Here is a 23,657-nt window from a genome sequence, read left to right on the forward strand (position 1 = left end):
CTATTTTATGGTTTCTTTTTAATAATTTTCACAAACTAACTCAAAATGTGCCCTTGGATGTGCACATGCTGGACAAGCCTCTGGTGCTTCTTTTCCCTTATGTAAATATCCACAATTTTGACATCTCCAAACAACCTCTTCTTCTTTTTTAAATACCATGCCCTTTTCAATATTTTCTGCTAATTTTTTATACCTCTTTTCATGAAACTCTTCTGCAACAGCGATTGCCTCAAAGACCTTTGCAATGTCCTCAAACCCCTCTTCCCTGGCAATCTTGGCAAATTCAGGATACATCTGTGTATGCTCATAATTTTCACCTTCAGCTGCTGCCTTTAAATTTTCAAGCGTAGTTCCAATCTTTCCAGCAGGAAATGAACCAGTAATCTCTACTTCTCCGCCCTCTAAAAGCTTGAAGAGCCTTTTTGCATGTTCTTTTTCCTGATTTGCTGTTTCTTCAAAGATCTTTGAGATTTGAACATAACCTTCTTTTTTTGCCTGGGATGCAAAATAGGTATAACGATTCCTTGCCTGGGATTCACCAGCAAATGCAGTTAAAATATTTTTTTCTGTCTTTGTACCTTTTAAACTACTCATACTTTAAACCTCCGTTTTAATCTTTTAGTTTTTTCTTTATTCTAAATGCACAGTCTCTAATAAGACCACACAGGATAAGCAAATCTTCATTGTTAAATTTATTAATTCCTTTGTTGGATAAATCAAGCATGTTTTTGATTAATTTTTCCACCTGATATATATAATCTAATTTTTCCCTTTCATCAACTAGTTGGTTGTTATTTTTCTCCATAACTTTCATATCACATCCTGATATTGAAATTGGTTGTTTACTTAACTAGCAACTAATGTGCCATTAAAAAACATGTATAAAGTGTTATATTTTCCTTATATAAAAAGAGGGTCATATGGTCCCTTTTTATTATTTGTGATTTACTGCCTGTTTTAAGGGAAGGTGCCACTGAGTCTCATGAGACACTATCAACCTTTGTTGTTTTTATTTTTTGTTAATTATCCTGTGTTCTCATATTAGAGACATCTTTGTCTCATTTTTTGTTTGAGACACCTTCTTATCCTTTAAGTTCTTCATATAGGCTTTTAACCTTGTCTGAAATTATTCCTCTTGTCTTTTTCATAAACTCCATATCCCTGTCTGCTGGGTCTTCAATATCCCAGTCTATTCTTTTCACTCCAGGGATGTATGGGCATTCTTCCTCACACCCCATGGTGACAAGAAAGTCAGGGGTAAGTCCCTCCAGTAGTCTGTTTAAAGATTTTGGTTTTATATATGCCATATCGATTCCTACATCTTCCATGGCCTCTACCATTTTGGGGTTTATTTCCTGGGCTGGTTGAGACCCTGCTGAGAACACTTCAAACTCATTTCCATAAAATTTTTTAAAAAATGCCCATGCCATCTGGCTTCTACATGCATTTTCTCTACACACAAATACTATTTTTTTTCTGTTAAGATACATACTACAAATCTCTTCTGCCTTTTTTTTCGTATCTTCCAGCACCTCAGGAAAATTATTTATTTCTCCTGCTTTTTCAACTTTTCTCACACAAATATCGTCTAGATATGAGGCACCACAAGCATCAAAAAAGTATTTTGCGATTAATTTTGAGCCATCAAAGAGGTTTTTCCCTTTTGTGGCGCCAACTCCCATAAACAGACCTTTTCTGTGTTTTCTCCCTGGATCTTCCAATCCTTTTACATATTTTCGTGTCCAGAGTGCCTGGGATCTGTCTATTAGGGCCTTTACCTGTGCAGTTGGACCATAGAAAAACATGGGAGTTGCAAGTATAATTAGGTCTGAATCCCAGATCTCGGGATAAATTTTTTGCATATCATCTTCTTGAAAACAGTATCCTTTTTCATCACAATACCCACATTCTATACAGGGCTTAATATTCTCTTTGGCTACTTCTATTTTTTCTACTTTTGCCCCAATCTCTTCTGCTTTGCTTAAAAAGGTATCCAAGAGCACACTGGTGTTCCCCTTAAGTCTCGGACTTCCTTGAATTCCAAGTAGTTTCATAAACCTCTCCTTATGGGTTGAATTAATTATTTCTGTTTGTTAAATAAAAAACATTAAATTTTTTTCTATATATAAAGTTGGCAAGAAAAATGCAAATTTTAAACCAACAAGAGTGATTATAAGATGTTAAGAAAAGAGGAGATGTGGTGTTTATGAAATCTAAATTATTGATTACAATAGTGGGGTTATATTTTGTTTTGATTTTTCTTGTTTCATGTTCCAGTTCAGGTTCCAGTGCAAAGGATATTGGAAAGGTTATATATGACTCTGGATGTAACCAATGTCATGACAATTCTATTATTTGCCTCAGAGTTGGCAGGGATAATGCATATTGGAAAAAGACAGTATTGAGGATGTCTAAAAAGGTAAAAAACAGAAAAGTAAATGAAAAACTGTTAATTGAACTTCTGTCTTCATTAAAGAAAGGCAGTAATAATTTGTGTAAGTAAAAACAAAAAACAAAGGAGGATTTAGAATGAAAAAGGTTTTAATAGTGCATGGAAGTAGAACAGGAAATACAGAAAAAATGGCCCAGTACATTGCAGAAGGTGTGAGGATAGCTGGTCATGAAGCCGTTGTAAAGAAAATTTCAGAGATTAAAAAGCCAGAAGATATGGAAGGATACCATGCATATGTATTTGGTTGTCCAACTTACCATAGGGACATGACTCCAGGTATGAAGCAGTTTTTGTTTCTGGCAGAAAATGTAAATCTTGTTGGTAAAGTTGGTGGTGCCTTTGGCTCATATACCCATTCAGGAGAAGCTGCACCAATGGTATATGATACAATGAAATTTGTTTTTAAGATGGATACAGTAGATCTGGGTCCATTAAGTTTAAAAGATGCCACTTTGAATAGTGATGATGGTCTTAAGGTATGTCAGGACTATGGTAGGGAAATTGGAAAAAAATTAGGATAAAAAAAGGAGAAAGAAAATGGCAGAATGGAAATGCACAAATTGTGGTTATACATTGCAGGCAGATACTCCACCAAAGCAGTGTCCATCCTGTAAACAAAAATGTGAGTTTGTAGATGTATCTTGTTACATACCAGATTGTAAGAGTGATGGTTCTGATAAAAGGCTTTAACCTTGATAAAAAAGGGGGCCTAGATGTGGCCCCTTTTTTTGTTTAATGGGGAGGTTTTTTAATGAAAAAAGTAGCATTATTTGCCTTTAATGGAAACCCCATGTGTTTTATACATGTGCTTTTAAATGGTCTTAGCTTTAAAGAAAAAGGTTACAATGTAAAAGTTATTATTGAAGGAGAAGCAACTAAAATTATTTCTGAATTTTTTGATGAAAAAAGTTTGCTTTATAAATTGGCAAATAAGGCCTTAGATGCTGGTATTATAGATGGTGTATGCGAGGCATGTTCAAAAAAAATGAACACCTATGATATTGTTAAGGACAGAGGCCTAACTTTACTAAATGATATGATGGGGCACCCTTCCATGGAAAGATATGTATCAGAAGGATACACTGTAATAACTTTTTAAAAAACAAGGCAGGAGATATGAAAAAAGTTTTTTTATACGCCTTTAGCACATGTGGACACTGCAAGAATACCAAAAAATTTTTACATAAAAAAGGTATAGAATTTGACTTTATTGATGTGGATTTACTTGAGGGTGAGAGAAGGGAAGAAATTATAAATGAAGTGAGGAAATATAATCCAGACTTAAGCTTTCCTACTATTTTAATTGGAGATAAGGTAATTGTTGGTTTTAAGGAAAAAGAAATTGAGGAGGCATTAGGTGGATAGGAAAGATGTGGAGAAGCTTTATAATACGCTAAAAAATATACTTCAGCACAGATATAATGGAAAATATGAGTTTAATAAAGACAAAAATCTTGTATATGACTTACTGGAAGGCCTATTTGTAAACAAAAATAGATATGGATACATGGCATGTCCCTGTAGACTTGCATGTGGAGATAGAGAAAAAGACAGAGACATTATATGTCCTTGTACATACAGGGACCAGGATATAAAAGAGTATGGTAGATGTTATTGTGGACTCTATGTTAGCAAGGAATATAATTTAGGTTTAACTCAAGATGTGTGTATACCAGAGAGAAGAAAAAATAAAGGTATTTGATTTTCCATATGTCTTTAACTATACGGAATTTTATTAAATCTTTTACTCCAGAAAAAGCAGATAAAATAATTCATCCCAAATATGGTGACTTATCAGATCCAGGTTCTGTAACATTGGATGTAGATCCTCATGCTATGTTAAATTGTGATAAAGACTATTTACTTGTTCATGTGAGTATCACTGGCAGGTGTAATGCACATTGTAGTGGTTGTATAAATGTAGAACTTACCTCAAAAAATAGATACAGCTTACTCAGCAACTTTGAAGTAGATCCAGAGAGGGATTCTTTGGGCGTATTTAACCTGATAAAGGAAAAAAACTTTAAGGATGTGGTAGTTGCCCTATATGGTGGAGAACCCCTTTTAGATCCACAAAAATGTATAGATTTAATTCATTATTTAAATGGATTAAATGAGGACAAAAATATAAAATATATGGTTTATACAAATGGAATGTTAATAGATAAGATTATAGATGACTATCCAGAGTTTTTTAATAATATATGGCTGGTGTCTATTTCCATTGATGGTACAAATAATCAGCATAATGCATTTAGAAGAGGTACTGATCTAAAAAAAATAATAGATAATTTAAAATATCTTAGGTCTGGATATAATTGTAAAGTTATAATGTGGTCAACTTTAAGAGAAGAACAGTCGTTACTTGACTGTTATGTGCAATTTAAAAGATTATATGATGCTAAACTGGTTGATTATTTTTTCTACCACCTTGCTGAAGCAGATGAAGGATATAGAGATTTTCAGTCCTATGTACTAAAGTATGAAAATGAATTTGAGAAAGTTTTAAATGATATAAAAGAACATCTAAGTAAAGGCCAGATTCTTCCCATAATTCATCTAAATGAACTTATTACCTATATTTTAACTGGATACAGAAGGGGGCATAGTGGATGTGGCGTGGAACTCATGGAAAATTTTGATATTGTTGGGGGAAAGATATTGCCCTGTGCTGATTTACCTATGGATTATAAAATTGGTCAAATTGATGAAACAGGAAACCCAATATTAGAAAAGTTAGATTTATCTCATCTCATAAAGTATAGAGATTCACTTGGTTGCAATATATGTGGAATTGAGCCTTATTGTGGTGGAAGGTGTCCTGTTCAGGTCTTGCTTGGGTCTGATTTAAGGACATTGCAGATATGTCAAGTCCTGAGACTCCATGTTGCCATGGTTAAGGATATGGTGGGAGAGATAGGATCTTATCTTAAAAAATTTGATTTAACTCCAGATAAATTTTACTTAACTTCAGGATATCTATCAAAACTTACAGATGTGATTCCTTAAATTTATAAATTTTTATTGGATGTTAACCTCTTTTATATTAATATTATAATCTTGTTGCTTTTGTATGAATATAGTTGCTATTCTTAAATCACGGGGTAGTAGAGTGAAAAAATGTCTGTTGGTTTTAATGCTTCTGTGTATCTTGTTTTTTATAAATGGGGTTGTATCTGGCAAATTGAGTGATGAGTCAGCTACTTGTATTTCCTGTCATGGATCAATTTATCCAGGTATTGTTAGTTCATGGAAAAGTAGTAAACACTCAAAAGCCGGGATTGGGTGTTTTGAATGTCATGGAAAAAACAATGAGAATCACAAAGATGCATTTGAACACAATGGGTTTAATATTCATACTGTAGTAACACCAGGGGATTGTAGTAGGTGTCATAAAACAGAGGCATCCCAGTATTCAGAAAATATGATGAGTTTTATTTATGACAATTTAATGAAAAATAGGGTTTATAAGTACCTCGAGAAGAATATCAATTTTAGGGGGATTTCCAGAAATCAAATCTCAATGGAGATGAAAGATATAATAAGAAGTGATTCGTGTCTTTATTATCACGGAACCAGGATAGAGGTGACTGGTTGGGAACAAAGGAATACCATGTTTGGGGATCTAAGATTTCCACAATTAGAGGGATGGCCAAATCAGGGAGTTGGTAGATTAAATCCAGATAGATCAAGGGGATCATGCACCTGTTTCCATCCCAGGCACAGTTTTTCTGTGGAGATTGCAAGAAAGCCCTATTCATGTGCCCAGTGCCATAAAGGACCAGATGTCCCTGTATATAAGGTATATTAGGTTGGGTAAATAGTTATTTTAATAGGTTGTATAAAGTAATATTTACAACAAATCAGTTAGTTTCAAATGCAACCAAAACCATGATTGGTTATTGGAACAGGGGAGTCCTTGTGGGTTTAAATAAAAATAAGAGTATATTTGATGAGCCCATGGAGAAAAAATGGACTGAGCTATGGCTATTTTATGCCAATTCAATAAGATTTTCTGCTGCCATGTCTGGTGGTGGGGACTATGGGGTCTTTGCAAATGGCAGATTTCAGTTAAACAAAAATCTGGATGAAATATTAAAGAAATTTTGTTTAAAGAAATAAAGTTATAAAAATGGAGGCAAGCTATATCTTACTTCTGGAATAGGCTTATGTGAATTTTAAATTCATAATTCCCTTGAAAAATTTTACAGAATGAATTAGTTAATATTGATAATAAAAAAATAAAAGAAATTATCAGAGAAAAATACATTGACGTTTATGAGTGGCGATTTATTATTTCCAATAATTATTATATAGGAGAAGGAAATAATTTATCAGAGGCCCAAGATGGTTTATGAAGATAAAAATAAAAAATAAATAGAGAGGAGAGGATTATGAGTATCAGGTCCAGAATTTTGGTTTCCTTAGGGAGTATGTTTTCTATTTTGGTAGTGCTGGTGGCAACTACCCTTTTTGTGGTGCATAAACAAAAGAGTGATGGCCTGGTAATAAATCTTGCAGGCAGACAGAGAATGCTTACCCAGAAAATGAGTAAAGAAGTGCTTCATCTTTTCTATCTCCGCACTACCGGCGGATCTGGGGAGAAAGAAGTAGAAAAGGCCCTGGAAAATACCAAAAACATTTTTGATGTAACACTAAATGCCCTTATCTCTTCAGGTTATGCACCCCTTACATTAAAACTGGATGGACCAAAGAAGATGTTACCTCCAGCCTCTGGGGCTGCCCTTCTCCAGCTTAAAAAAGTAAAGGCCATCTGGATTCCATTTAAAACACAGGTAGAAAAGATTTTACATGATGGGGATCGGACTGCATTTGAACATGTCCTTGCAAAGAATATTTCTTTGTTAAAAGAAATGAATAAGGCGGTTTTTTTGCTTCAAAAAAGTGCAGATCAGAAGGTCTCCCTGTTAAAAGTTATCTGTATAGCTGGCATTTTTCTGGGAATATTTGTAATCTTTTTTGTTGGGTGGTGGATGGATAGGACTTTAATATCTCCTGTTTCAGAACTTGCAATGTTTGCACAGCAGGTTTCAAGTGAATATTCTGGAGAAGATAAATCTTTAGATGTGTCTGACAAAAAAGAGAATGAGATAAAGCTGCTAGATTCAGCTATACATACCATGGTAGAAAAACTCAAAGAGGAGATAACTAGATCCAGGGAAGCATTAGACAGGGCTGAAATTATGGCAAAGGAAGCAGAAAATGCTAGGATAGAAGCAGAAGAAGCAATGAAAAGGGCAGTTGAAAATGAAAATATCCTCAGACAGACAGCACATCAGATAAATGAGATGTCAGAAAGAATTGTTACTGCATCAGAAGACTTATCCCAAAAGGCAGATGAAGTATCAGAAGGTGCCAATATTCAGAAACAGCGCGTACTAGAAACAGCCACTGCAATGGAAGAAATGAACGCAACAGTGTTAGAGGTTGCAAAAAATGCTGCGCAAGCTGCAGAAAGCGCAGATAATGCAAGGACTCAGGCAGAAAAAGGTGCAAAAATAGTGGATGAAGCAGTAAGTGCAATAAATGAGATAAATGTTCTCACGGAAAAATTAAAGGCCAATATGGATGTATTAAAAGAAAAGGCAGATGGTATTTCCCAGGTAATGACTGTTATATCAGATATAGCAGACCAGACAAATCTTCTGGCCTTGAATGCTGCCATTGAGGCAGCAAGGGCAGGTGAAGCTGGAAGGGGATTTGCTGTTGTTGCAGATGAGGTGAGAAAGCTTGCAGAAAAGACAATGAATGCCACAAAGGAAGTTGGAGATGCCATAAATGAAATTCAAGAAGAAGTAAAAAAAGATGTAAGGGAGATGGAGAAGGCAGCTGAATCTGTTGCAAGGGGGACAGCTCTTTCCAATGACTCTAAAAAGGCTTTAGAAGAGATTGTAAATCTAGTAATTTCAATATCTGATCAGATCAGGGCAATTGCAACTGCATCTGAAGAACAGTCTGCTGCAAGTGATGAAATTACCATGGCCATAAATGAAATAAATGAAATTTCAGATGTTACAACAAATAATATAGAGGATATAAGGGGAGAAATTCAACAATTTGTGGTGATGTCAGGGGAACTAAAAGAGATGGTGGAACAACTCTTGTCTGAATAACATGGGATATGAAAGAATAATATTTGAAGGGGGACTGAAATCCCCCTTTTTTTATTGGATTAAAAGAATTTTATTGAGTTAATAAGTCTACCAGTTTTTCAAGTAAAAATAATATTGATTCAATGTCCAGGTGTTCAATTATTGTTTCATCAAAAAGAATATTCACCTGGGCAGGCATATTATCTTCGCCTTCTTCTTTATCCCAGTATATTAATAGTATGGGAATCTTGGGAAGTGGCCTAAAAAGTAGGGCCAGATCACATGTGGAATAATCATGACTTACATCCTTAGCTCCAATCTCCAGAGCCCTTTTCTTCAGATCTTGCACTCTTCCTTCAAATGTCTCTTGAAGTGGCTTTTTTATGTGCTTTTCTAAAGATTTTATTTTGGATACTGTATTTGGAAGCTCATGAAAGGGAACCAGTTTCCCTGTGGGGTTCCTTCTTCCTCCTTGGGCTATGTGATTGTATAAAAATACCTGTTCATAGTGTTCCATTTCCCCTGTGTCTGAAAAGATTCCATTGTCAGTGATATATACATGGAAATTGAAATATGGGAGTTTTAACGCCTTCTTGCCATTAAACTCCACAATTTCACCCCCAATCCTATCAGGCAGATCCTCTATATTGGTTGATGCTGCCCTCTCCCTTGCCCAGATCAGGGCATCTTTTGCAGGATTTCTTTTGGCAAAGATTCCCATGCTGTGCTGTTTGTGCAGCTTTTTTTGATACCTATCTATTACATCCTTTGGAATGTGGGGACATTTTGATAAAGGGATATTTTCTGATACCACTTTGGCTGCAAAGGCAAGACAGGTTTTTTCTCCACATTCCCTGCAATTTGTCTTTGGTAAAATATCTCTGTACACATCTATTGGTGAAATCTTCATTTTGTACCTCCCTGAGAAGTAAGGTAATAATTTTATAGCATATTACATACCAAAAAAAATGATAAATTTGGGTCAAAAATATTTTTTTTTCTGTTGAAATAAAGGAGTGGATAGTGTACACTAACATATAGACTCTTGTACAAACCATAGGAGGCCATGGTATGAAGGTATTTATGAGGTTTCTTTTAGTTCTGTTTATTGCTATTTTTGTAGGTTTTCCTCTTTTTAGCATGACTTATTATACAATGGTCAGGACATCCACTCCCCATTTTTGTTCCTCATGTCATGAGATTCAGTATGCATATAATACCTGGAAGAGCTCTGCCCATGCCTTTAACTCAAAAGGGATAGTTGCAGATTGTATGGATTGTCACCTTCCCGCCCCACAAGATACCTGGAATTTCTTTTTTGCCAAGACTACCCATGGAATCAAAGATATTTTGGTTCATTTAAGTTATAAGGATCCAATCAAGGAATATAATCACAGAGAAAACAGAAAAAAGGCATATGCATCTATTAAAAATGAGCAATGCCAAAAGTGTCACAGAAATATATTGTACTTGAGTAATAAAAGGGGTGCTATGCTTGCCCATAGGACAGTGTTGTATCCAAGGAAAGGTTACGAGAAAAAGTGTACAGACTGTCACCAGAATCTGGTGCACAATAAAAAGGCGTATTATAATTTAAGCAAAATGTAAAAATCAAAAAAGGGAGGAAGGTATGAGAGGCAAGTTAAAATGGGTTTTTTTAATTGTTATAACTGGTCTTTTAACAAATAGTGTATGGGCCAAAAATGTGAGCAAGGCCAAGGAATTTAGATTGGAGAGGAGTATGTCTAAACAGGCACAGGCGTGCATTGAGTGTCACAAAATAGAAACCCCTGGTATTTTTGTTGATTGGGCAAACTCAAGACATGCCCATGCAAATATTTCCTGCATTGATTGTCACAGGGCAGATCCAGTTGATCCTGATGTGAATAAAAAACACTTTAAGCAATATGAGAGAAGTGACATAAAGTGGGGGAGAAAAGAATACCGCGTCCCAATTGCTACAGTGGTTACACCAAAGGATTGTTCCAGATGCCATCCTGATGAGGCTAAAGAGTATTCCAGAAGTAAACATGCAAATACCTTAGAGATAATCTGGAAATTAGATCCATGGCTAAATCAGGGTATGAACAATGATTGGGAAAGGACAGCAGGTTGTTTTTACTGTCATGGGACTGTTATAAAACTGGATAAAGAGGGTGTGCCTGATCCGTCCACCTGGCCAAATGTGGGAGTTGGACGACTAAATTTAGATGGCAGTTTTGGAAGTTGTACAAGTTGCCATACGCGTCACAGATTTTCCGTTGCAGATGCAAGGAGACCAGAGGCATGTGGCCAGTGCCACTTAGGCCCTGATCATCCCCAGATGGAAATATACAAAGAGTCCAAGCATGGAGATATCTATGATGCATTTAAACAGGAATATAATTTTAATGCAGCTCCCGGCACATGGACACCAGGGGTTGACTTTAGAGGACCTACATGTGCCTCGTGTCATATGTCAGGGGCTGGAAGTGTTCTCACAACCCATGATGTAACAGAACGTCTGTCCTGGGAGACCCAGGCACCTTTAACTATCAGACCTTCAGAATTTAAACCTTTTCCTGCAAAGACCAATTGGAAGGTGGAGAGGGATAAGATGAAAGAGATATGTATGCAGTGTCATGCAAAGAGCTGGGTTGATGACCATTATGTGAAGCTAGATCAGGTGGTGAAAAACTACAATGAAAATTATTTTAAACCAGCAAAGGCCATGCTTTCTAAGTTATATAAAAAGGGACTGTTAGATAAATCAAAGTATTTTGATGAAAAGCTGGAATGGGAATTTTATGAACTATGGCATCATGAAGGAAGAAGAGCTAGAATGGGTGCTGCAATGATGGCACCAGATTATAGCTGGTGGCATGGATTTTATGAGTGCAAAAAACGTTTTAATGAATTTATGCAAGAGGCAAATAGGCTCATATCCAGTGGCACAAAAGCTGAAAAATATGAATCCTTTCCTGGAACAGGTGGAGATACTACAAGACCTCCCCAGATTTTTAAAAAATAGTTTTGTCTCTACTTGAGACAAAAAGGGATGTCTCATTTTTTTTGAGACATCCCTTTTTTGTAGTGTTCCCTTGAGCTAGCTGGATCCTTTGCCAGAAAATAATATTGGTGTTGAGAGGATTACCAATGGATGGTAGAAGTTCATTTTGCCAGGGTATAGATGTTGCTATAAGGGTATGTAATTTATTAGCAATCTGATAATTGGCATTTAATTTGCTTGAGTTTAATCCGTTGAATTTAAAAATGTTAAAGTGGAGGTTGTAGATGACAAAAAAAGACAGGCTGGATCTTGGAGCAATACTGCAAAGAGACAAAGAAACCTATGCAATAGTTCCCCATATGGCAGGGGGGATTTGTACCCCTGAGATCCTCAAAAACATAGCTCAAGTTGCTGAAAAATATAATGCAAAGGCAATTAAGGTAACTGGGGCACAGAGACTTGCTATTGTGGGACTGAATGAACAGGACCTAGAAAAAGTGTGGAAAGAGCTGGAGATGGGTCCTGGAGCTGCTGTTGGGATGTGTGTTAGGAGTGTAAAATTTTGTCCAGGTACCATTTTGCAGACTTGGACAGCAGGATGCTGTGAAAATGGGTATGAAATTAGATGAGATGTATCATGGGTACAACCTACCTGCTAAGTTTAAAATTGGTGTCTCTGGATGTCCAAATTCCTGTGCTGATTCATGGATAAGGGATATTGGTCTTATTGGGACAAAGAAGGGATGGAAAGTTGTAGTGGGAGGAAATGGAGGTAGAAATCCCAGGATTGCACATCTATTTGCTGAAAACCTAAATGATGATGAAGCGTTAGGGCTTGTAAAAAGGATAATAGACTATTTTAAAGACCTTAAAAATCCAGGTCGTATTGGAAAGTATATAAATGAGATTGGAGTGGAGGAATTCAAAAGGCAGATAGGGATATCTGAGTCCATTAGTGGAGAAGGCCAAGTTGACCTTGGCCAGATTAATAAGAAAGCACTATATAACATAAGTTATGGCCTTTATGTTGTTGGTTCTGTAAAAGATGGTAAATTTAATGCACAGATTGCCAATACTGTTATTCAGGTTACATCAAACCCACCTAAGATTTCAGTTACTTTAAACAAAGAAAATTTAACCCATGAATACATAAAAGCCAGTGGTGTTTTCAGTGTCTCAATACTGTCTCAAAATACCCCTCTGCCCTTTATTGGTAGATTTGGATTTCAATGTGGCAGAGATATAGATAAATTAAGTGGTGTTGAATATGTATTAGGGAAAACTGGTGCCCCTGTTATTTTAGAAAATGCATTAGCAGTAATAGAAGCTAAACTGGTCGATTCCCTTGACGTTGGAACACACACAATCTTTGTAGGCGAAGTAGTTGCATCAGATGTGGTAAAACAAGGAACCCCCATGACTTATGACTATTATCACAAGATAAAAAAAGGTAAGGAGCCTAAAAATGCCCCAACCTATAGGAGGGAACAGTCAACTAAATTTGAGGGGACCAGCGCAAAGTATAGTTGCAAGGTGTGTGGTTATATTTATGACCCAGAAAAAGGGGATCCAGACAATGGAATAGAACCAGGGACAAAGTTTGAGGACCTTCCTGATGATTGGACATGTCCAATATGTGGGGCCTCAAAATCAGAGTTTGAAAAAAATTAATAAGAGAACAATTAAGAGGAGGTAGTAATGGAAAAGACTTTAAAAAATTTAATGGATGCATTTGCTGGTGAGTCCCAGGCAAACAGGAGATATCTTGCATTTGCAAACAAGGCCGAAAAAGAAGGGTATCCTCAAATAGCAAAGCTATTTCGTGCGGCAGCAGAGGCAGAGACAGTTCATGCCCATTCCCACTTAAGGGTAATGGGAGGGATTAATTCCACAAAGGAAAATTTAGAAGAGGCAATTAAAGGCGAGACCCATGAATTTAAGGCCATGTATCCAAAAATGATTGAAGAGGCAAAACAAGAGGGCAACTCTCAGGCCATCAGGACATTTGAATATGCAAATGCAGTGGAGAAGGTACATGCTGAGCTTTTTGAAAAGGCCCTGAAAAATATGGATAGTCAGGAAGATGTTGACTACTATGTATGCCCAGTATGCGGTTATACCTGTGAAAATGAGCCCCCTGAGAGGTGTCCTGTGTGCAATACTTTAAAGAAGGTATTTAAAAAGGTAGAATAAAAGGAAAGGGAGGTTGTTATGGAAGAAAAGGAAGCATTGGTCATTTCTGCAATGAAAGATGCAGGAAAGCCTGTTAGGCCTGGAGATATAGCCAAAAAACTTGGAATTGATAGTAAAGAGGTATCAAAAATAATTAAAAAATTAAGGGAAAAGGGCGTCGTTATATCTCCAAAAAGGTGTTACTATGCACCAAAAGAATCTTAAATAAAGGGCAGGGATATACCCTGCCCCTTCTATATATAAGGACAACTATTATGGATTTGGGAAAGTTATATACCACTGCAATGGGGGTTATGCCCCATACAGACGTTGATAGGGCCCTTGAATTGGCCATGTCTTTAGATGTTCCCTTCTGGCCCCAACTTCCCCTATATAATTTTTATGAGGACATGTATGTACAGGCGTCTGAAAATTTCCCAGGGATTATCCTTGATACACAGAATAGGACAATCAGGTTTTCCAAAGATAAGTTTTACGAAGAGCTACCAAATATAATAGAAAATTATGAAAATGAGGATATCTTTGATATTTCCAGTAAATATTCCGTAGTCTATCCAAAGTTTTTGAAAAAAGATTTGAGTCAATATCCTGCAATAAGAGGACAAATGGAAGGTCCAATAAGTTTTGGATTTAATATTGTAGATGAAAATGATAGGCCAATTTTATTTGATGACGAAGTAAGGCCTTTTTTATATGAATTTATGGCTAAAAGGGTAAATGTACAACTAGAGAGGCTAAAACAAAAAAATAAAAATGCATTTATGTTTATAGATGAACCAGGACTACAGTTTCTATTTAGTGCACTTTCTGGTTACAGTGACGTATTTGCAAAACAGGATATAGAGAGTTTTCTTTCTCAAATTAATAGGCCCAGGGGAATACATCTTTGTGGTAATCCAGACTGGGACTTTTTGTTTGGTTTTGATATGGATATTGCGTCCATTGATATATACACCAACCAAAAAGTAATACCCCTATATGGAAAATCCATTAAAAGTTTTTTAGATAGGGGAGGGACTATAGTTTGGGGGATAGTTCCCACAAATTTTGAGCCCTTTGAAAAGGAGACCTTAGACACTTTAAAAAAACTTTTAATGGATATCTGGAATTCTGTGTTAAAATCTGGAATTGATAGAGATGAGCTTATTTCAAAAAGTATGTTGTCTCCTGCTACATGTTGTCTGGTAAATGAGGACAAAGAAAAGACTGTTGAAAAGGCGTTTTTACTACTTAAAAGACTGGCACAGGATTTAAAAGAAGAATATAAATTGACTTGATGGGTATGGAACTCTTATTTTCCATCCTTATTTTTTCTTGTTTCATCCTTCAATGGATTGCCTGGAGGATTAAACTACCTGCAATTTTATTTTTACTCTTATTTGGCATTTTAATAGGTCCTATCTACAAACTTTTTAATGCAGACACCTTTTTTGGGAATTTTTTATACCCATTTATCTCGTTGTCTGTTGGCATAATTTTATTTGAAGGAAGTTTGAGTCTAAAGTTAAAGGAAGTAAAGGAAGTTATATCTGTTGTCAGAAGGTTAATTACAATTTGTTATCATCAAACAGGTAAAGGACTACTTGTAATTAGTTAATTTTTCTATAAAATATAAGCCATGTTGATAAGGAAGGTAAGATTGGACGATATAGATAGTTTTATTGAAGCCTATATTGAAGCTTATTGGGATATGGCCAATTATAAGTACACAACAAGGGAAGAGGTGGAAAATTACTTTAAGTGGCTGTATCACAGGGACAAAGATGGATTTATTCTTGCTGAAGATAATAATGAGATTGCTGGTTTTGCTGGAGCGGATACCAATTGGCTTGGTGTAGATGGGGAAAAAATTTTGGAGATCCATGAAATTTTTGTGCTTCCTAAGTTTAGGGAAAAAGATATTGGTTACAAGCTTCTAATGGAATGTCTAGCTTATGGAAAAAGACGTGGAAGGCGTCTTGCTGAACTCTGGGTTGGTCGGAAAAATTATAAATCAATAAAGTTTTATGAAAAATGTGGCTTTGAAAGGGCCGGGGAAAGGGGAAAATGGCTAAGAATGATAAAATTGTTGGACTCTTGAAAAGACTGGTTGAAATTGAGTCCCCCAGTAAACAGGAAGATGAGATTAAAAAATTTGTCAAGGATTATTTAACCAACTTAGGATATAAAGTAGTTGAAGGTACAAATTATGTGGCCACTAAAGCTGATTCAGATCTCATAGTGGCAACCCATATGGATACTGTTCCTGTTAAAAAGAAATTTTTCCATGATGGAACTTATGCATATGGGACTGGGGTTTGCGATGCAAAGGCAAGTGTTGCTGCTATGTTGCTTGCAGCTGAAAATAATTTAAGCTACACCCTTGCTTTTTTTTGTGATGAAGAGGAAGACGGCTCTGGATCTAAGGAATTTGTCAGGAATTGGAACCTAGGGAAATACGCAGTTGTAATGGAGCCAACTGACCTTAAAATTGCATCTAAACATTGGGGTAGTTTTGAACTCTTTGTAGATGTTCAGGGAAAACCTGCCCATGGTGCCATGTCTGAAAGTGGAATTAATGCTATAGAAAAGGCCCTGGACATATATAATCGTCTCAAGGGGCTAGGCTTAAATATCAATCCCTTAAAGATAAGAGGTGGTTCAGATGAATATGTGATTCCCCATAATTGTCAAATTGATTTTGAAGTATTTATTGGACCAGGAGAAGATGGTTCTGATTATCTAGAGAAAATAAAATTTTTAGAGGAGCTATGTAACTATCAAGTAGACAACTATTTTACTGGTTATATTAGTAAAGAAGTGGTCCATTATTTGGAAAGTGCGATAAAACACGCACAATTGCCTGTTGCTTATACTGAGATGAAGTCTTGGACAGATAGTTTGAACTTGAAAGAAAGATTTGATGTGGTAGTTTGGGGGCCTGGCTCATTGGATGATTGTCACACTATGAGAGAAAAAGTTAAAATAGATGATGTAAAAAAGGCAGCACACACATTGGTCCATTTGAGCGAGGAGCCTATAACTTGATTAGCGTCAAATTTACTAGGATTGGCTAGATACCCTTCTGTTTTTTTTACGCTAACTGTCCCTGGTGGCCAGTTTTTTAATTTGATCCAAGAATAGTAACAGTTATTTTTCTGTCCCTTGGATGTATGTCATGGTTAATAAGTACTACCTGTTGCCATGTACCAAGGATCAGCTTTCCATTTCTGATACTAAGGGATATAGAAGGACCAATTATGGCAGCTTGGACATGACTGTGGCCATTTCCATCATGCCATGTTTTCTCATGTTCATAAAATCTATCTGGAGGAGCTATTTCATTTATTGCTCTTTTTAAGTCCTCTACCACCCCAGGCTCATATTCAATGGTGGTTATGGAGCCAGTTGAGCCTATTGAGGTAACATGCAATACCCCATCTTTGATATTTGATTTAGATACTGTATCTTTAAGTATCTGGGTTATGTCTTTTATATCAATTCCTCTTTCCATTCTTATGGAAAAATCACTGAAATATAAATTCATTTTTCCTTCCCCTGGTTGAGTATCAAATTAGCTAATAAAAAATACTTACAGTGGATATTAAAAACTCTTATAAATTCTTGCCAATGGATCACCTGGTGCCTTAATCTCTAAGTCATTAAAATATCCATAAGGAGACATAACTGCTTCATATCCTGCATTATTTAATCTTTTAAGTGCATTATCAAAAAGTTTTTTTGCCAAATCTGGCTCTGCCTTTTCCTCCCCTAAATGTGAAAAAGAATGGAGTACAATCCTCTTTGTATTCCATTTGCGTGCAAGCCATTTCACATTTTTAACTAGCTTGGTCTCTGCTGAGCTACCTGGTTTAACATCCTGGGGTTCAACATGTATAAAAGCAACCACTACTTTTTCATATGTTTCTGCTTTGGCCTGACCTGCCTGTTCAATGGTTTTAATTGAAGGATTCCATGCAAATACATCACAATACCATAGAAGAAGCCGCATTTTTTATGCTCCAATTTATTAAGTCATTTTTAAAATAAATTACCTTTTATCCAGGTTTTGAACTTATAAATAATTAGTCGACGCTTAAAAAGTGTATTTTAAAATTTTTGTCTAAATTTGTCTGAAACAGTATAAATATAGGACCACAGTTCACAAATCACCAATAACAATCTTCAAACATGCAAACGTTTCAACATGTTCACATTAAAATTTTATTCATACTATTATTGACTTATAGGTTCACAATCCTGTATATTACGTTCATGAAAAACAAACTGGTTTTCTTGTTATTCCTTTTGTTTTTTACAGCAACACTTTATGCAGCCCCACCAAAAGAGATCCATGTAGTTGGAAGTAAGTCATATGCCCCTTTTATTTTTTTAGATGCAAACAAAGAGCCTAAAGGCATATTTGTTGATCTATAGATTTTATGGTCAAAAAAAAACAATGTAAAGGTGAAATTTGACCTAATGCCATGGAACAAGGCCCTTTCCTTAGTTAAACAAAGGGACAATTATGTTATATGTGGTTTTTTTCTACAGCAAAGAGCGGACAAAATATTATGATTTTTCAAAACCATATCTAAAAATTGATACAAGCGTATTTTTTCACAAAGATATATATGGTATAAAAGATTTGGACTCACTGGCTGGTTTTAATATTGGGATTGTAAAAGGTGACTTTGCATATGAATTTGTAAAACAAAAACATCCTGAATATACTATAACTCTATTTGATAGTGTTGATGATTTATTTAAAGCAGCATTTAATAATGATATTAAAGTATTCATAATGGATAAACCAGTAGGCCTATTCTTTTTATCGCAAAATAAAAAGGGGAATCAATTTAAGGTCTCAACAAATCCAATATATTCTCAAGAGGTGGTTGCAGGGGTTAAAAAAGGAAACAAAGAACTTATTGAGTTGATTAATCTTGGATTTTCTAAAATAACTGAAAAAGAAAAAAATAATATATTAAAAGAATGGCAGGGTACACAACTAATTGATATAAAAAAATTTACTATTCCAATATTAATATTATTGACCGTAACGATTGGATTTTTTGTATGGAACTTTCTTTTGCAAAAGAAAGTAACTGAGAAGACAAAGGAATTAAATGACCTAAATGAAAAATTGGAGATTATTTTACATTCCATAGGTGATGCCTTAATAGTAACAGATTTCCAGGGCAAAATTACCCTTATGAATTCTGTTGCTGAACAATTAACAGAATGGAAATTAGAAGATGCCATTGGAAGAGATTTAAAAGAAGTTTTTAATATAGTTAATGGAATTACATTGAAACCTGCAAAAGATCCAGTAAAAAAGGTCTTTGAAACAGGCAAGGTTCAGGGCCTCGCAAATCATACACTACTTATCTCAAAAAATGGCAAAACATATCATATTGCTGATTCAGCTGCACCAATAGTTGACAACAATAATTATATAATAGGATGTGTGCTTATATTTAGAGATGTATCAGAGGAATACAGAAAAAATCAAAGAATTAAAAAGCAGCAGCAATTGATAGAAAGGGCGTGTGATATAGCAAAGATTGCAATATCTGAATTTGACAATAATGGTAACTTGGTATTTGCTAATAGTATTGCATATTCTTTGTTTGAGCTAGAACCAGGGATAAAAATTACCAGAGACCTATTACTTAAAATTGTCCTTCCTGAGGATAAACAGAATGTGAAAAATCAATTAAAAAAATTAGCCCAGGGAGAGTTTGTTATTCTAAATTTCAAATTTCGAGGGCCCAAATCAAAGCTTGTAAAGGAAATATTCGCAACTGGAGAGCTTGATAAATCAACTAAAAATGGAGTTCTAGTTGGTCAGGATATTACATATTTTAGCAAGTTAAAGGAGAAACTAATCCAGAGTGAAGAAAAATATAGGGCCATTTTTGACCAAGCTCCACTTGGATTAATAGTCTATGACAAAGATACCACAATAACTGAATGTAATGAATCGTTTGCAAAAGGTATTGGTACTAAAAGGGAAAATCTCATTGGCTTTAATATGAAGGCCAATCTCAAAAACAAGGGAGTTCTTCAGGCAATTTTAGATTCTCTAGAAAAAGGAATAGGAATCTATGAAGGGGAATATGCGTCTGTGTTAGGGGTAAGAACTGCGTATGTCAGAGGCATCTTTAAAGGAATTAAAGATGACAAAAACCAGATAGTTGGAGGTGTGGGGATAGTCCAGGACTTAACAGAGATAGAAAAGCATAGACAAGAGTTGTTTAAGCTGGAAAAATTAGAAAGTATTGGCACCTTGGCTGGTGGAATTGCTCATGATTTTAACAACCTGCTTACTGGAATCTTTGGTCAGATAAATCTTGCAAAGGGTAAATTAGAGCCATCTCATCCCAGTTATGAAAATCTCACAAAGGCAGAAGAGGTCCTTGATAGGGCACAGAGGATAACAAATCAACTTCTATCTCTCACCAAAGGATGGGAACCTCTGAAAGAACTCATTGATCTCAGAAAATTTTTAAAATCAATTACTGAATTTGACCTAAGTGGAAGTAAGGTCAAGCCTATATATAAATTCCCAGGAGAAATTTGGTCAGTTATGGGAGATATCTCACAACTAGAGAGGGCACTATCTAACATCATAATCAATGCCAAGCAGGCCATGGAACAAGGTGGTACATTGGAAATATCCCTATCAAACAAAAAAATAGAAGAAGACCAAATCCCAGGCCTACGTAAAGGAGAATATGTATTTGTGGAGATAAAAGACACTGGTCCTGGAATAGATGAAGATGCTTTAGACAGAATATTTGATCCATTTTTTACCACAAAGCCAACTGGTACTGGGCTTGGGCTTACCGCTTCATTTTCCATTATAAAAAAGCATGGGGGAACTATAATAGTTAATTCTAAAAAGGGAGTTGGAACCAAATTCATCATATATCTTCCAGCCACAAAGGAGAAAAGGCCAAAATTAAAAGAGCCAGATGATAGAGTAAAAAATTCAGCCAAACAAGGGAAAATCCTTTTTTTAGATGATGAACAGATGCTACAGGATATTGTTAAGGAAGCACTCAGCATGTATGGATTATCTGTGGATGTGGCTTCAACTGGACAAGAAGCAATAGATAAATACAAAGATGCACACAAAAGGGGTGATCCATATGATCTTGTTATAATGGATTTAACTATCCCTGGTGGAATGGGTGGAAAGGAAACAGTTACAGAGATTTTAAAAATAGACAAGGATGCAAAGTGCGTTATAACAAGTGGCTATGGAGACGACCCTGTAGTCGCAAATTATCAACAATATGGATTTAAGGCAGCTATTCAAAAACCATTTCAACTGGAAAAACTAATAACACTGGCAAATGAACTCATTTAAGATCCCACCCCTTAACTCAGGTGGAATAATCACTAACTATTTTTGCACATCAAAATGCAGACATTGCCTATATCGGTGTTCCCCTATACTACTAAAAAACTATATTGATTCAAACACCATTAAATATCTTTGTGAGATTATTTTAAAAAAACAAAACCCAATACTACACATTGGTGGAGGAGAGCCCTTTTTAAGACATGAAAAATTGGCTGAATCAGTTAAGATAATTCTAAGGCATGGACTTTTTATTGAATATGTTGAGACTAATTCCTCATGGTATAAATATGAAGACTCTGCGAAGTCAATCTTGATAAAATTAAAAAAAGCAGGATTAAAAGGACTTCTTATCTCCATATCTCCTTTTCACAATGAATACATACCATTTTCTAAGGTTATAAATGTAATGAATTTAGCAAAAAGCCTCAGTTTCTCTATCTTGCCATGGAGTTATGATTTTGTACCGCATATAACTAGATTAGATATAAATTCCACCCACACATTAGAGGAGTATGAAAAAATATTTGGTGAGAATTACAAAAAATATATTGTAAATAGATATTGGATACATCCAGGGGGACGGGCCATCGATTTTTTAGATAAAATCCTTCCTAAAAGACCACTTAATGAAATACTAAAATCTAAACCTTGTAATCTAGAACTTGAGAATACATCACACTTTCACATTGACCTATATGGAAATTACATTCCAGGTCTATGCAGTGGTCTTGCCATAAAAATAGAGGATATTTTAAATCCAATAAATGAACAAAAATACCCATTGTTAAATATACTTCATAAAAGGGGAATAAAGGGGCTATACGATCTTGCAAAAAGAGATTTTGGTTTCACAAATAAAAGGGAGTTTTATTTAAATAAGTGTCACCTATGTTTAGAGATCAGAGATTTCTTGAAAAAAGAGAAAAAGATTAATTTTTTAGAGCTAAATCCACCAGAATTTTATCATCAACCATGAAAGGCTATCTCCTATTTTTCTTAACTGTAATCTTGGTGTATGCTTTAATGCACCTTGCCCCATATTATTTACTTTCCACTATATTTCCAAGATATAAAAAACTAAGTTTAATACTTTTAATTGGTCTGCTTCCATTTATCCTGCGCTTTTTAGATGATTACATATATTTACAAATAATACGTCCTCTTTGGTTATTGGCATATATATGGATAGGCTTTATCTTCTATTTATTTCTGTTTTCATGCACTCTCATTTTAATAAAACTGGCAATAAACTCACCTAATTTAATGAAATTTCTTTTCATATTATGCAATATATTATGCATATCCATAACATTTTATGCTTATATAAATACAACCAATATCAAAACAACTAAATACTTCATTTCATCCTCCAAAATAAATAGAGAATATAAGATCCTATTTTTATCTGATATGCATATCCATGTTATAACGAATTGCGACAGGATTATTAAAAACCTATCAAAGATGATAAAAACAGAATCTCCTGATATTATTATTTTAGGTAGGGATATATTTGAGTCAAATCTTAAATTTATCAAAAAAGATATAAGAAAAATCTTTGGCCTATTTAAAGGTCATTATGTATTTTTTGTTTTTGGAAATCATGAACATTACACCAATGATATTAGTGAAATAAAAAGATTTTTAAACGAAAACAACATAATTTTATTAAATAACACAAACTATCTATTAGACAATATAAGCTTAATAGGAGTAGATGATCCTGCAGGGCATGGAAAATATTCTAAAAAACAGCTTAATTCCTGGTTAAATAAAATATCTCATTTAATATCCAAAGACAAATTTAACATCCTTATCTCCCACAGACCATGGGGATTTAAAGAATTCTCATCAAAAAATGGGATAGATTTGCAATTAGGTGGCCATACTCACAAAGGCCAGATATATCCCTTTAACTATCTTGTAAAACTTTTCTACCCATTTATATATGGCAAATACTCTCAAAATGAAACAAATCTAATTGTTAGCATGGGTTTTGGCACATGGGGCCCACCAATGAGGATACTTACAGAAAATGAGGCAGTTATAGTTGAAATAAAGCCAAGGGCAACACCTTTTTAGTGTTGATTTGTCTGAAACAATATAAAAGGAGTTCAGCCTAATCAATTAAAAATGGTGGTTCGCGAGAAACTCTCCAAAGTTTCCACCCTATTTTCGCAAAAGGTGACTAATAGGTGACAAATCTGAAAACCTAAAAGAAAAAGGCCACCTAGAGACTCTCTCTAAGTGACCTTAATTATTTCGTTTTATTTACGCGCCCGGGAGGATTCGAACCCCCGACCTACGGATTAGAAGTCCATAAATTTACATTTTTATCAGTATTAACCCTTTTTGATAACTCTTTACAAAACAAAGATTTTTGGGTAATTACCCTTTAATAGTTTTTTACAGGAATTAGGCTAATTTTAAATTTTTGGGCGCACTTTGGGCGCACCAAATAGCCTATGAATTTTATCCAATGTTTAAAAAAAGGATAATAGATGCCTATATACCTCCACTGTCCAAAATGCAAAAACAGGAACTCATTAAGGGCAA

28 protein-coding genes and 2 pseudogenes are annotated in these 23,657 nt (G+C 35.1%); 24 read left to right on the forward strand and 6 right to left on the reverse strand.

Translation table 11 applies throughout. The features are described 5' to 3' along the window. Positions 1–18: 18 nt before the first annotated feature. The 3 genes from rbr to ACYQ0O_RS02280 form a co-directional block, all read right to left on the reverse strand. A complete protein-coding gene (gene rbr / locus ACYQ0O_RS02270; protein WP_459890231.1) occupies positions 19–594 on the reverse strand; it encodes a rubrerythrin in 576 nt (191 codons plus the stop codon). A gap of 16 nt (positions 595–610) precedes the next feature. Further along, positions 611–814: a hypothetical protein gene (locus tag ACYQ0O_RS02275; protein ID WP_075068481.1), complete on the reverse strand. Its 204-nt coding sequence runs from the start codon at positions 812–814 to the stop codon at positions 611–613. 268 nt (positions 815–1,082) lie between these two features. Then, the gene (locus ACYQ0O_RS02280; protein ID WP_459890234.1) at positions 1,083–2,054 is read right to left on the reverse strand and encodes an NAD(P)H-dependent oxidoreductase; all 972 of its coding nucleotides are present in this window, start codon (positions 2,052–2,054) and stop codon (positions 1,083–1,085) included. Between the two features lie 152 nt (positions 2,055–2,206). Here ACYQ0O_RS02280 and ACYQ0O_RS02285 point away from each other — a divergent pair, with 152 nt between their 5' ends. The 10 genes from ACYQ0O_RS02285 (at position 2,207) to ACYQ0O_RS02330 (ending at position 8,586) form a co-directional block, all read left to right on the forward strand. Next, positions 2,207–2,503 carry a hypothetical protein gene (locus ACYQ0O_RS02285; RefSeq protein ID WP_459890236.1) on the forward strand — a complete coding sequence of 99 codons (297 nt, stop codon included), beginning with the start codon at positions 2,207–2,209 and terminating at the stop codon, positions 2,501–2,503. A gap of 26 nt (positions 2,504–2,529) precedes the next feature. Beyond that, a complete protein-coding gene (locus ACYQ0O_RS02290) occupies positions 2,530–2,973 on the forward strand; it encodes a flavodoxin domain-containing protein (protein WP_459890238.1) in 444 nt (147 codons plus the stop codon). A gap of 16 nt (positions 2,974–2,989) precedes the next feature. After that, positions 2,990–3,142, forward strand: a complete 153-nt coding sequence (locus tag ACYQ0O_RS02295; protein WP_459890240.1) for a rubredoxin-like domain-containing protein — start codon at positions 2,990–2,992, stop codon at positions 3,140–3,142. 61 nt (positions 3,143–3,203) lie between these two features. Then, positions 3,204–3,551: a cytoplasmic protein gene (locus ACYQ0O_RS02300; protein ID WP_459890242.1), complete on the forward strand. Its 348-nt coding sequence runs from the start codon at positions 3,204–3,206 to the stop codon at positions 3,549–3,551. A gap of 17 nt (positions 3,552–3,568) precedes the next feature. Next, entirely contained in the window at positions 3,569–3,817 is a 249-nt protein-coding gene (locus ACYQ0O_RS02305) for a glutaredoxin family protein (RefSeq protein WP_459890244.1), read from the forward strand. After that, positions 3,810–4,154, forward strand: coding sequence for a ferredoxin-thioredoxin reductase catalytic domain-containing protein (locus ACYQ0O_RS02310; RefSeq protein ID WP_459890246.1), 345 nt, complete (start codon positions 3,810–3,812; stop codon positions 4,152–4,154). The genes ACYQ0O_RS02305 and ACYQ0O_RS02310 overlap by 8 nt, the downstream gene beginning before the upstream one ends. Positions 4,155–4,162: 8 nt before the next feature. After that, on the forward strand, positions 4,163–5,461 hold the full coding sequence (locus tag ACYQ0O_RS02315; protein WP_459890248.1) for a radical SAM protein: 1,299 nt from the start codon (positions 4,163–4,165) through the stop codon (positions 5,459–5,461). A 64-nt stretch (positions 5,462–5,525) separates the two neighbouring features. After that, a complete protein-coding gene (locus ACYQ0O_RS02320) occupies positions 5,526–6,263 on the forward strand; it encodes a multiheme c-type cytochrome (RefSeq protein ID WP_459890250.1) in 738 nt (245 codons plus the stop codon). 110 nt (positions 6,264–6,373) lie between these two features. Next, entirely contained in the window at positions 6,374–6,574 is a 201-nt protein-coding gene (locus ACYQ0O_RS02325; RefSeq protein ID WP_459890252.1) for a hypothetical protein, read from the forward strand. A 272-nt stretch (positions 6,575–6,846) separates the two neighbouring features. Continuing rightward, entirely contained in the window at positions 6,847–8,586 is a 1,740-nt protein-coding gene (locus tag ACYQ0O_RS02330) for a methyl-accepting chemotaxis protein (RefSeq protein WP_459890254.1), read from the forward strand. A 70-nt stretch (positions 8,587–8,656) separates the two neighbouring features. Here ACYQ0O_RS02330 and ACYQ0O_RS02335 read toward each other — a convergent pair whose 3' ends face one another. Next, positions 8,657–9,475, reverse strand: a complete 819-nt coding sequence (locus ACYQ0O_RS02335) for a DUF3786 domain-containing protein (RefSeq protein ID WP_459890256.1) — start codon at positions 9,473–9,475, stop codon at positions 8,657–8,659. 161 nt (positions 9,476–9,636) lie between these two features. Between ACYQ0O_RS02335 and ACYQ0O_RS02340 the strand changes: the two genes are divergently transcribed. From ACYQ0O_RS02340 to ACYQ0O_RS02390, 11 genes and pseudogenes are all read left to right on the forward strand, one after another. After that, complete coding sequence (locus ACYQ0O_RS02340) at positions 9,637–10,173, forward strand: cytochrome c3 family protein (RefSeq protein ID WP_459890258.1); 537 nt, start codon at positions 9,637–9,639, stop codon at positions 10,171–10,173. Between the two features lie 22 nt (positions 10,174–10,195). Next, the gene (locus ACYQ0O_RS02345; protein ID WP_459890260.1) at positions 10,196–11,575 is read left to right on the forward strand and encodes a multiheme c-type cytochrome; all 1,380 of its coding nucleotides are present in this window, start codon (positions 10,196–10,198) and stop codon (positions 11,573–11,575) included. Positions 11,576–11,838: 263 nt separating this feature from the next. After that, positions 11,839–12,183 (forward strand): hypothetical protein, encoded by a 345-nt coding sequence (locus tag ACYQ0O_RS02350; RefSeq protein ID WP_459890262.1) that lies wholly within the window; start codon positions 11,839–11,841, stop codon positions 12,181–12,183. A gap of 1 nt (position 12,184) precedes the next feature. Then, positions 12,185–12,970: pseudogene (locus tag ACYQ0O_RS02355) on the forward strand (flavin reductase); the annotation flags it as partial. Between the two features lie 102 nt (positions 12,971–13,072). Beyond that, positions 13,073–13,225 (forward strand): annotated as a pseudogene (gene rd / locus ACYQ0O_RS02360) (rubredoxin); the annotation flags it as partial. Positions 13,226–13,252: 27 nt separating this feature from the next. After that, on the forward strand, positions 13,253–13,747 hold the full coding sequence (locus ACYQ0O_RS02365) for a rubrerythrin family protein (protein ID WP_459890264.1): 495 nt from the start codon (positions 13,253–13,255) through the stop codon (positions 13,745–13,747). An 18-nt stretch (positions 13,748–13,765) separates the two neighbouring features. Further along, complete coding sequence (locus tag ACYQ0O_RS02370) at positions 13,766–13,951, forward strand: MarR family transcriptional regulator (protein ID WP_459890266.1); 186 nt, start codon at positions 13,766–13,768, stop codon at positions 13,949–13,951. Between the two features lie 50 nt (positions 13,952–14,001). Then, positions 14,002–15,024, forward strand: a complete 1,023-nt coding sequence (locus ACYQ0O_RS02375; RefSeq protein WP_459890268.1) for a uroporphyrinogen decarboxylase/cobalamine-independent methonine synthase family protein — start codon at positions 14,002–14,004, stop codon at positions 15,022–15,024. Between the two features lie 5 nt (positions 15,025–15,029). Further along, positions 15,030–15,344, forward strand: coding sequence for a hypothetical protein (locus tag ACYQ0O_RS02380; RefSeq protein WP_459890270.1), 315 nt, complete (start codon positions 15,030–15,032; stop codon positions 15,342–15,344). A 21-nt stretch (positions 15,345–15,365) separates the two neighbouring features. After that, positions 15,366–15,827, forward strand: a complete 462-nt coding sequence (locus tag ACYQ0O_RS02385; RefSeq protein WP_459890272.1) for a GNAT family N-acetyltransferase — start codon at positions 15,366–15,368, stop codon at positions 15,825–15,827. Then, positions 15,794–16,774, forward strand: coding sequence for a M20/M25/M40 family metallo-hydrolase (locus ACYQ0O_RS02390; RefSeq protein ID WP_459890274.1), 981 nt, complete (start codon positions 15,794–15,796; stop codon positions 16,772–16,774). The genes ACYQ0O_RS02385 and ACYQ0O_RS02390 overlap by 34 nt, the downstream gene beginning before the upstream one ends. 76 nt (positions 16,775–16,850) lie before the next feature. Here ACYQ0O_RS02390 and ACYQ0O_RS02395 read toward each other — a convergent pair whose 3' ends face one another. Together ACYQ0O_RS02395 and ACYQ0O_RS02400 are read right to left on the reverse strand one after the other, a co-directional pair. Continuing rightward, complete coding sequence (locus tag ACYQ0O_RS02395) at positions 16,851–17,273, reverse strand: secondary thiamine-phosphate synthase enzyme YjbQ (RefSeq protein WP_162506843.1); 423 nt, start codon at positions 17,271–17,273, stop codon at positions 16,851–16,853. 57 nt (positions 17,274–17,330) lie between these two features. Then, the gene (locus tag ACYQ0O_RS02400; RefSeq protein WP_459890276.1) at positions 17,331–17,738 is read right to left on the reverse strand and encodes a threonyl-tRNA synthetase editing domain-containing protein; all 408 of its coding nucleotides are present in this window, start codon (positions 17,736–17,738) and stop codon (positions 17,331–17,333) included. Positions 17,739–18,254: 516 nt separating this feature from the next. Between ACYQ0O_RS02400 and ACYQ0O_RS02405 the strand changes: the two genes are divergently transcribed. From ACYQ0O_RS02405 to ACYQ0O_RS02415, 3 genes are read left to right on the forward strand one after another with little or no spacing between them, the layout of a single operon-like run. Beyond that, positions 18,255–21,104, forward strand: coding sequence for a PAS domain S-box protein (locus ACYQ0O_RS02405; RefSeq protein ID WP_459890278.1), 2,850 nt, complete (start codon positions 18,255–18,257; stop codon positions 21,102–21,104). Next, positions 21,091–22,077 (forward strand): radical SAM protein, encoded by a 987-nt coding sequence (locus ACYQ0O_RS02410; protein ID WP_459890280.1) that lies wholly within the window; start codon positions 21,091–21,093, stop codon positions 22,075–22,077. Before ACYQ0O_RS02405 ends, ACYQ0O_RS02410 begins: the two co-directional genes overlap by 14 nt. After that, entirely contained in the window at positions 22,074–23,183 is a 1,110-nt protein-coding gene (locus ACYQ0O_RS02415; RefSeq protein ID WP_459890282.1) for a metallophosphoesterase, read from the forward strand. Before ACYQ0O_RS02410 ends, ACYQ0O_RS02415 begins: the two co-directional genes overlap by 4 nt. Positions 23,184–23,657 lie beyond the last annotated feature (474 nt).

The sequence above is a fragment of the Desulfothermus okinawensis JCM 13304 genome (genome assembly GCF_054654515.1).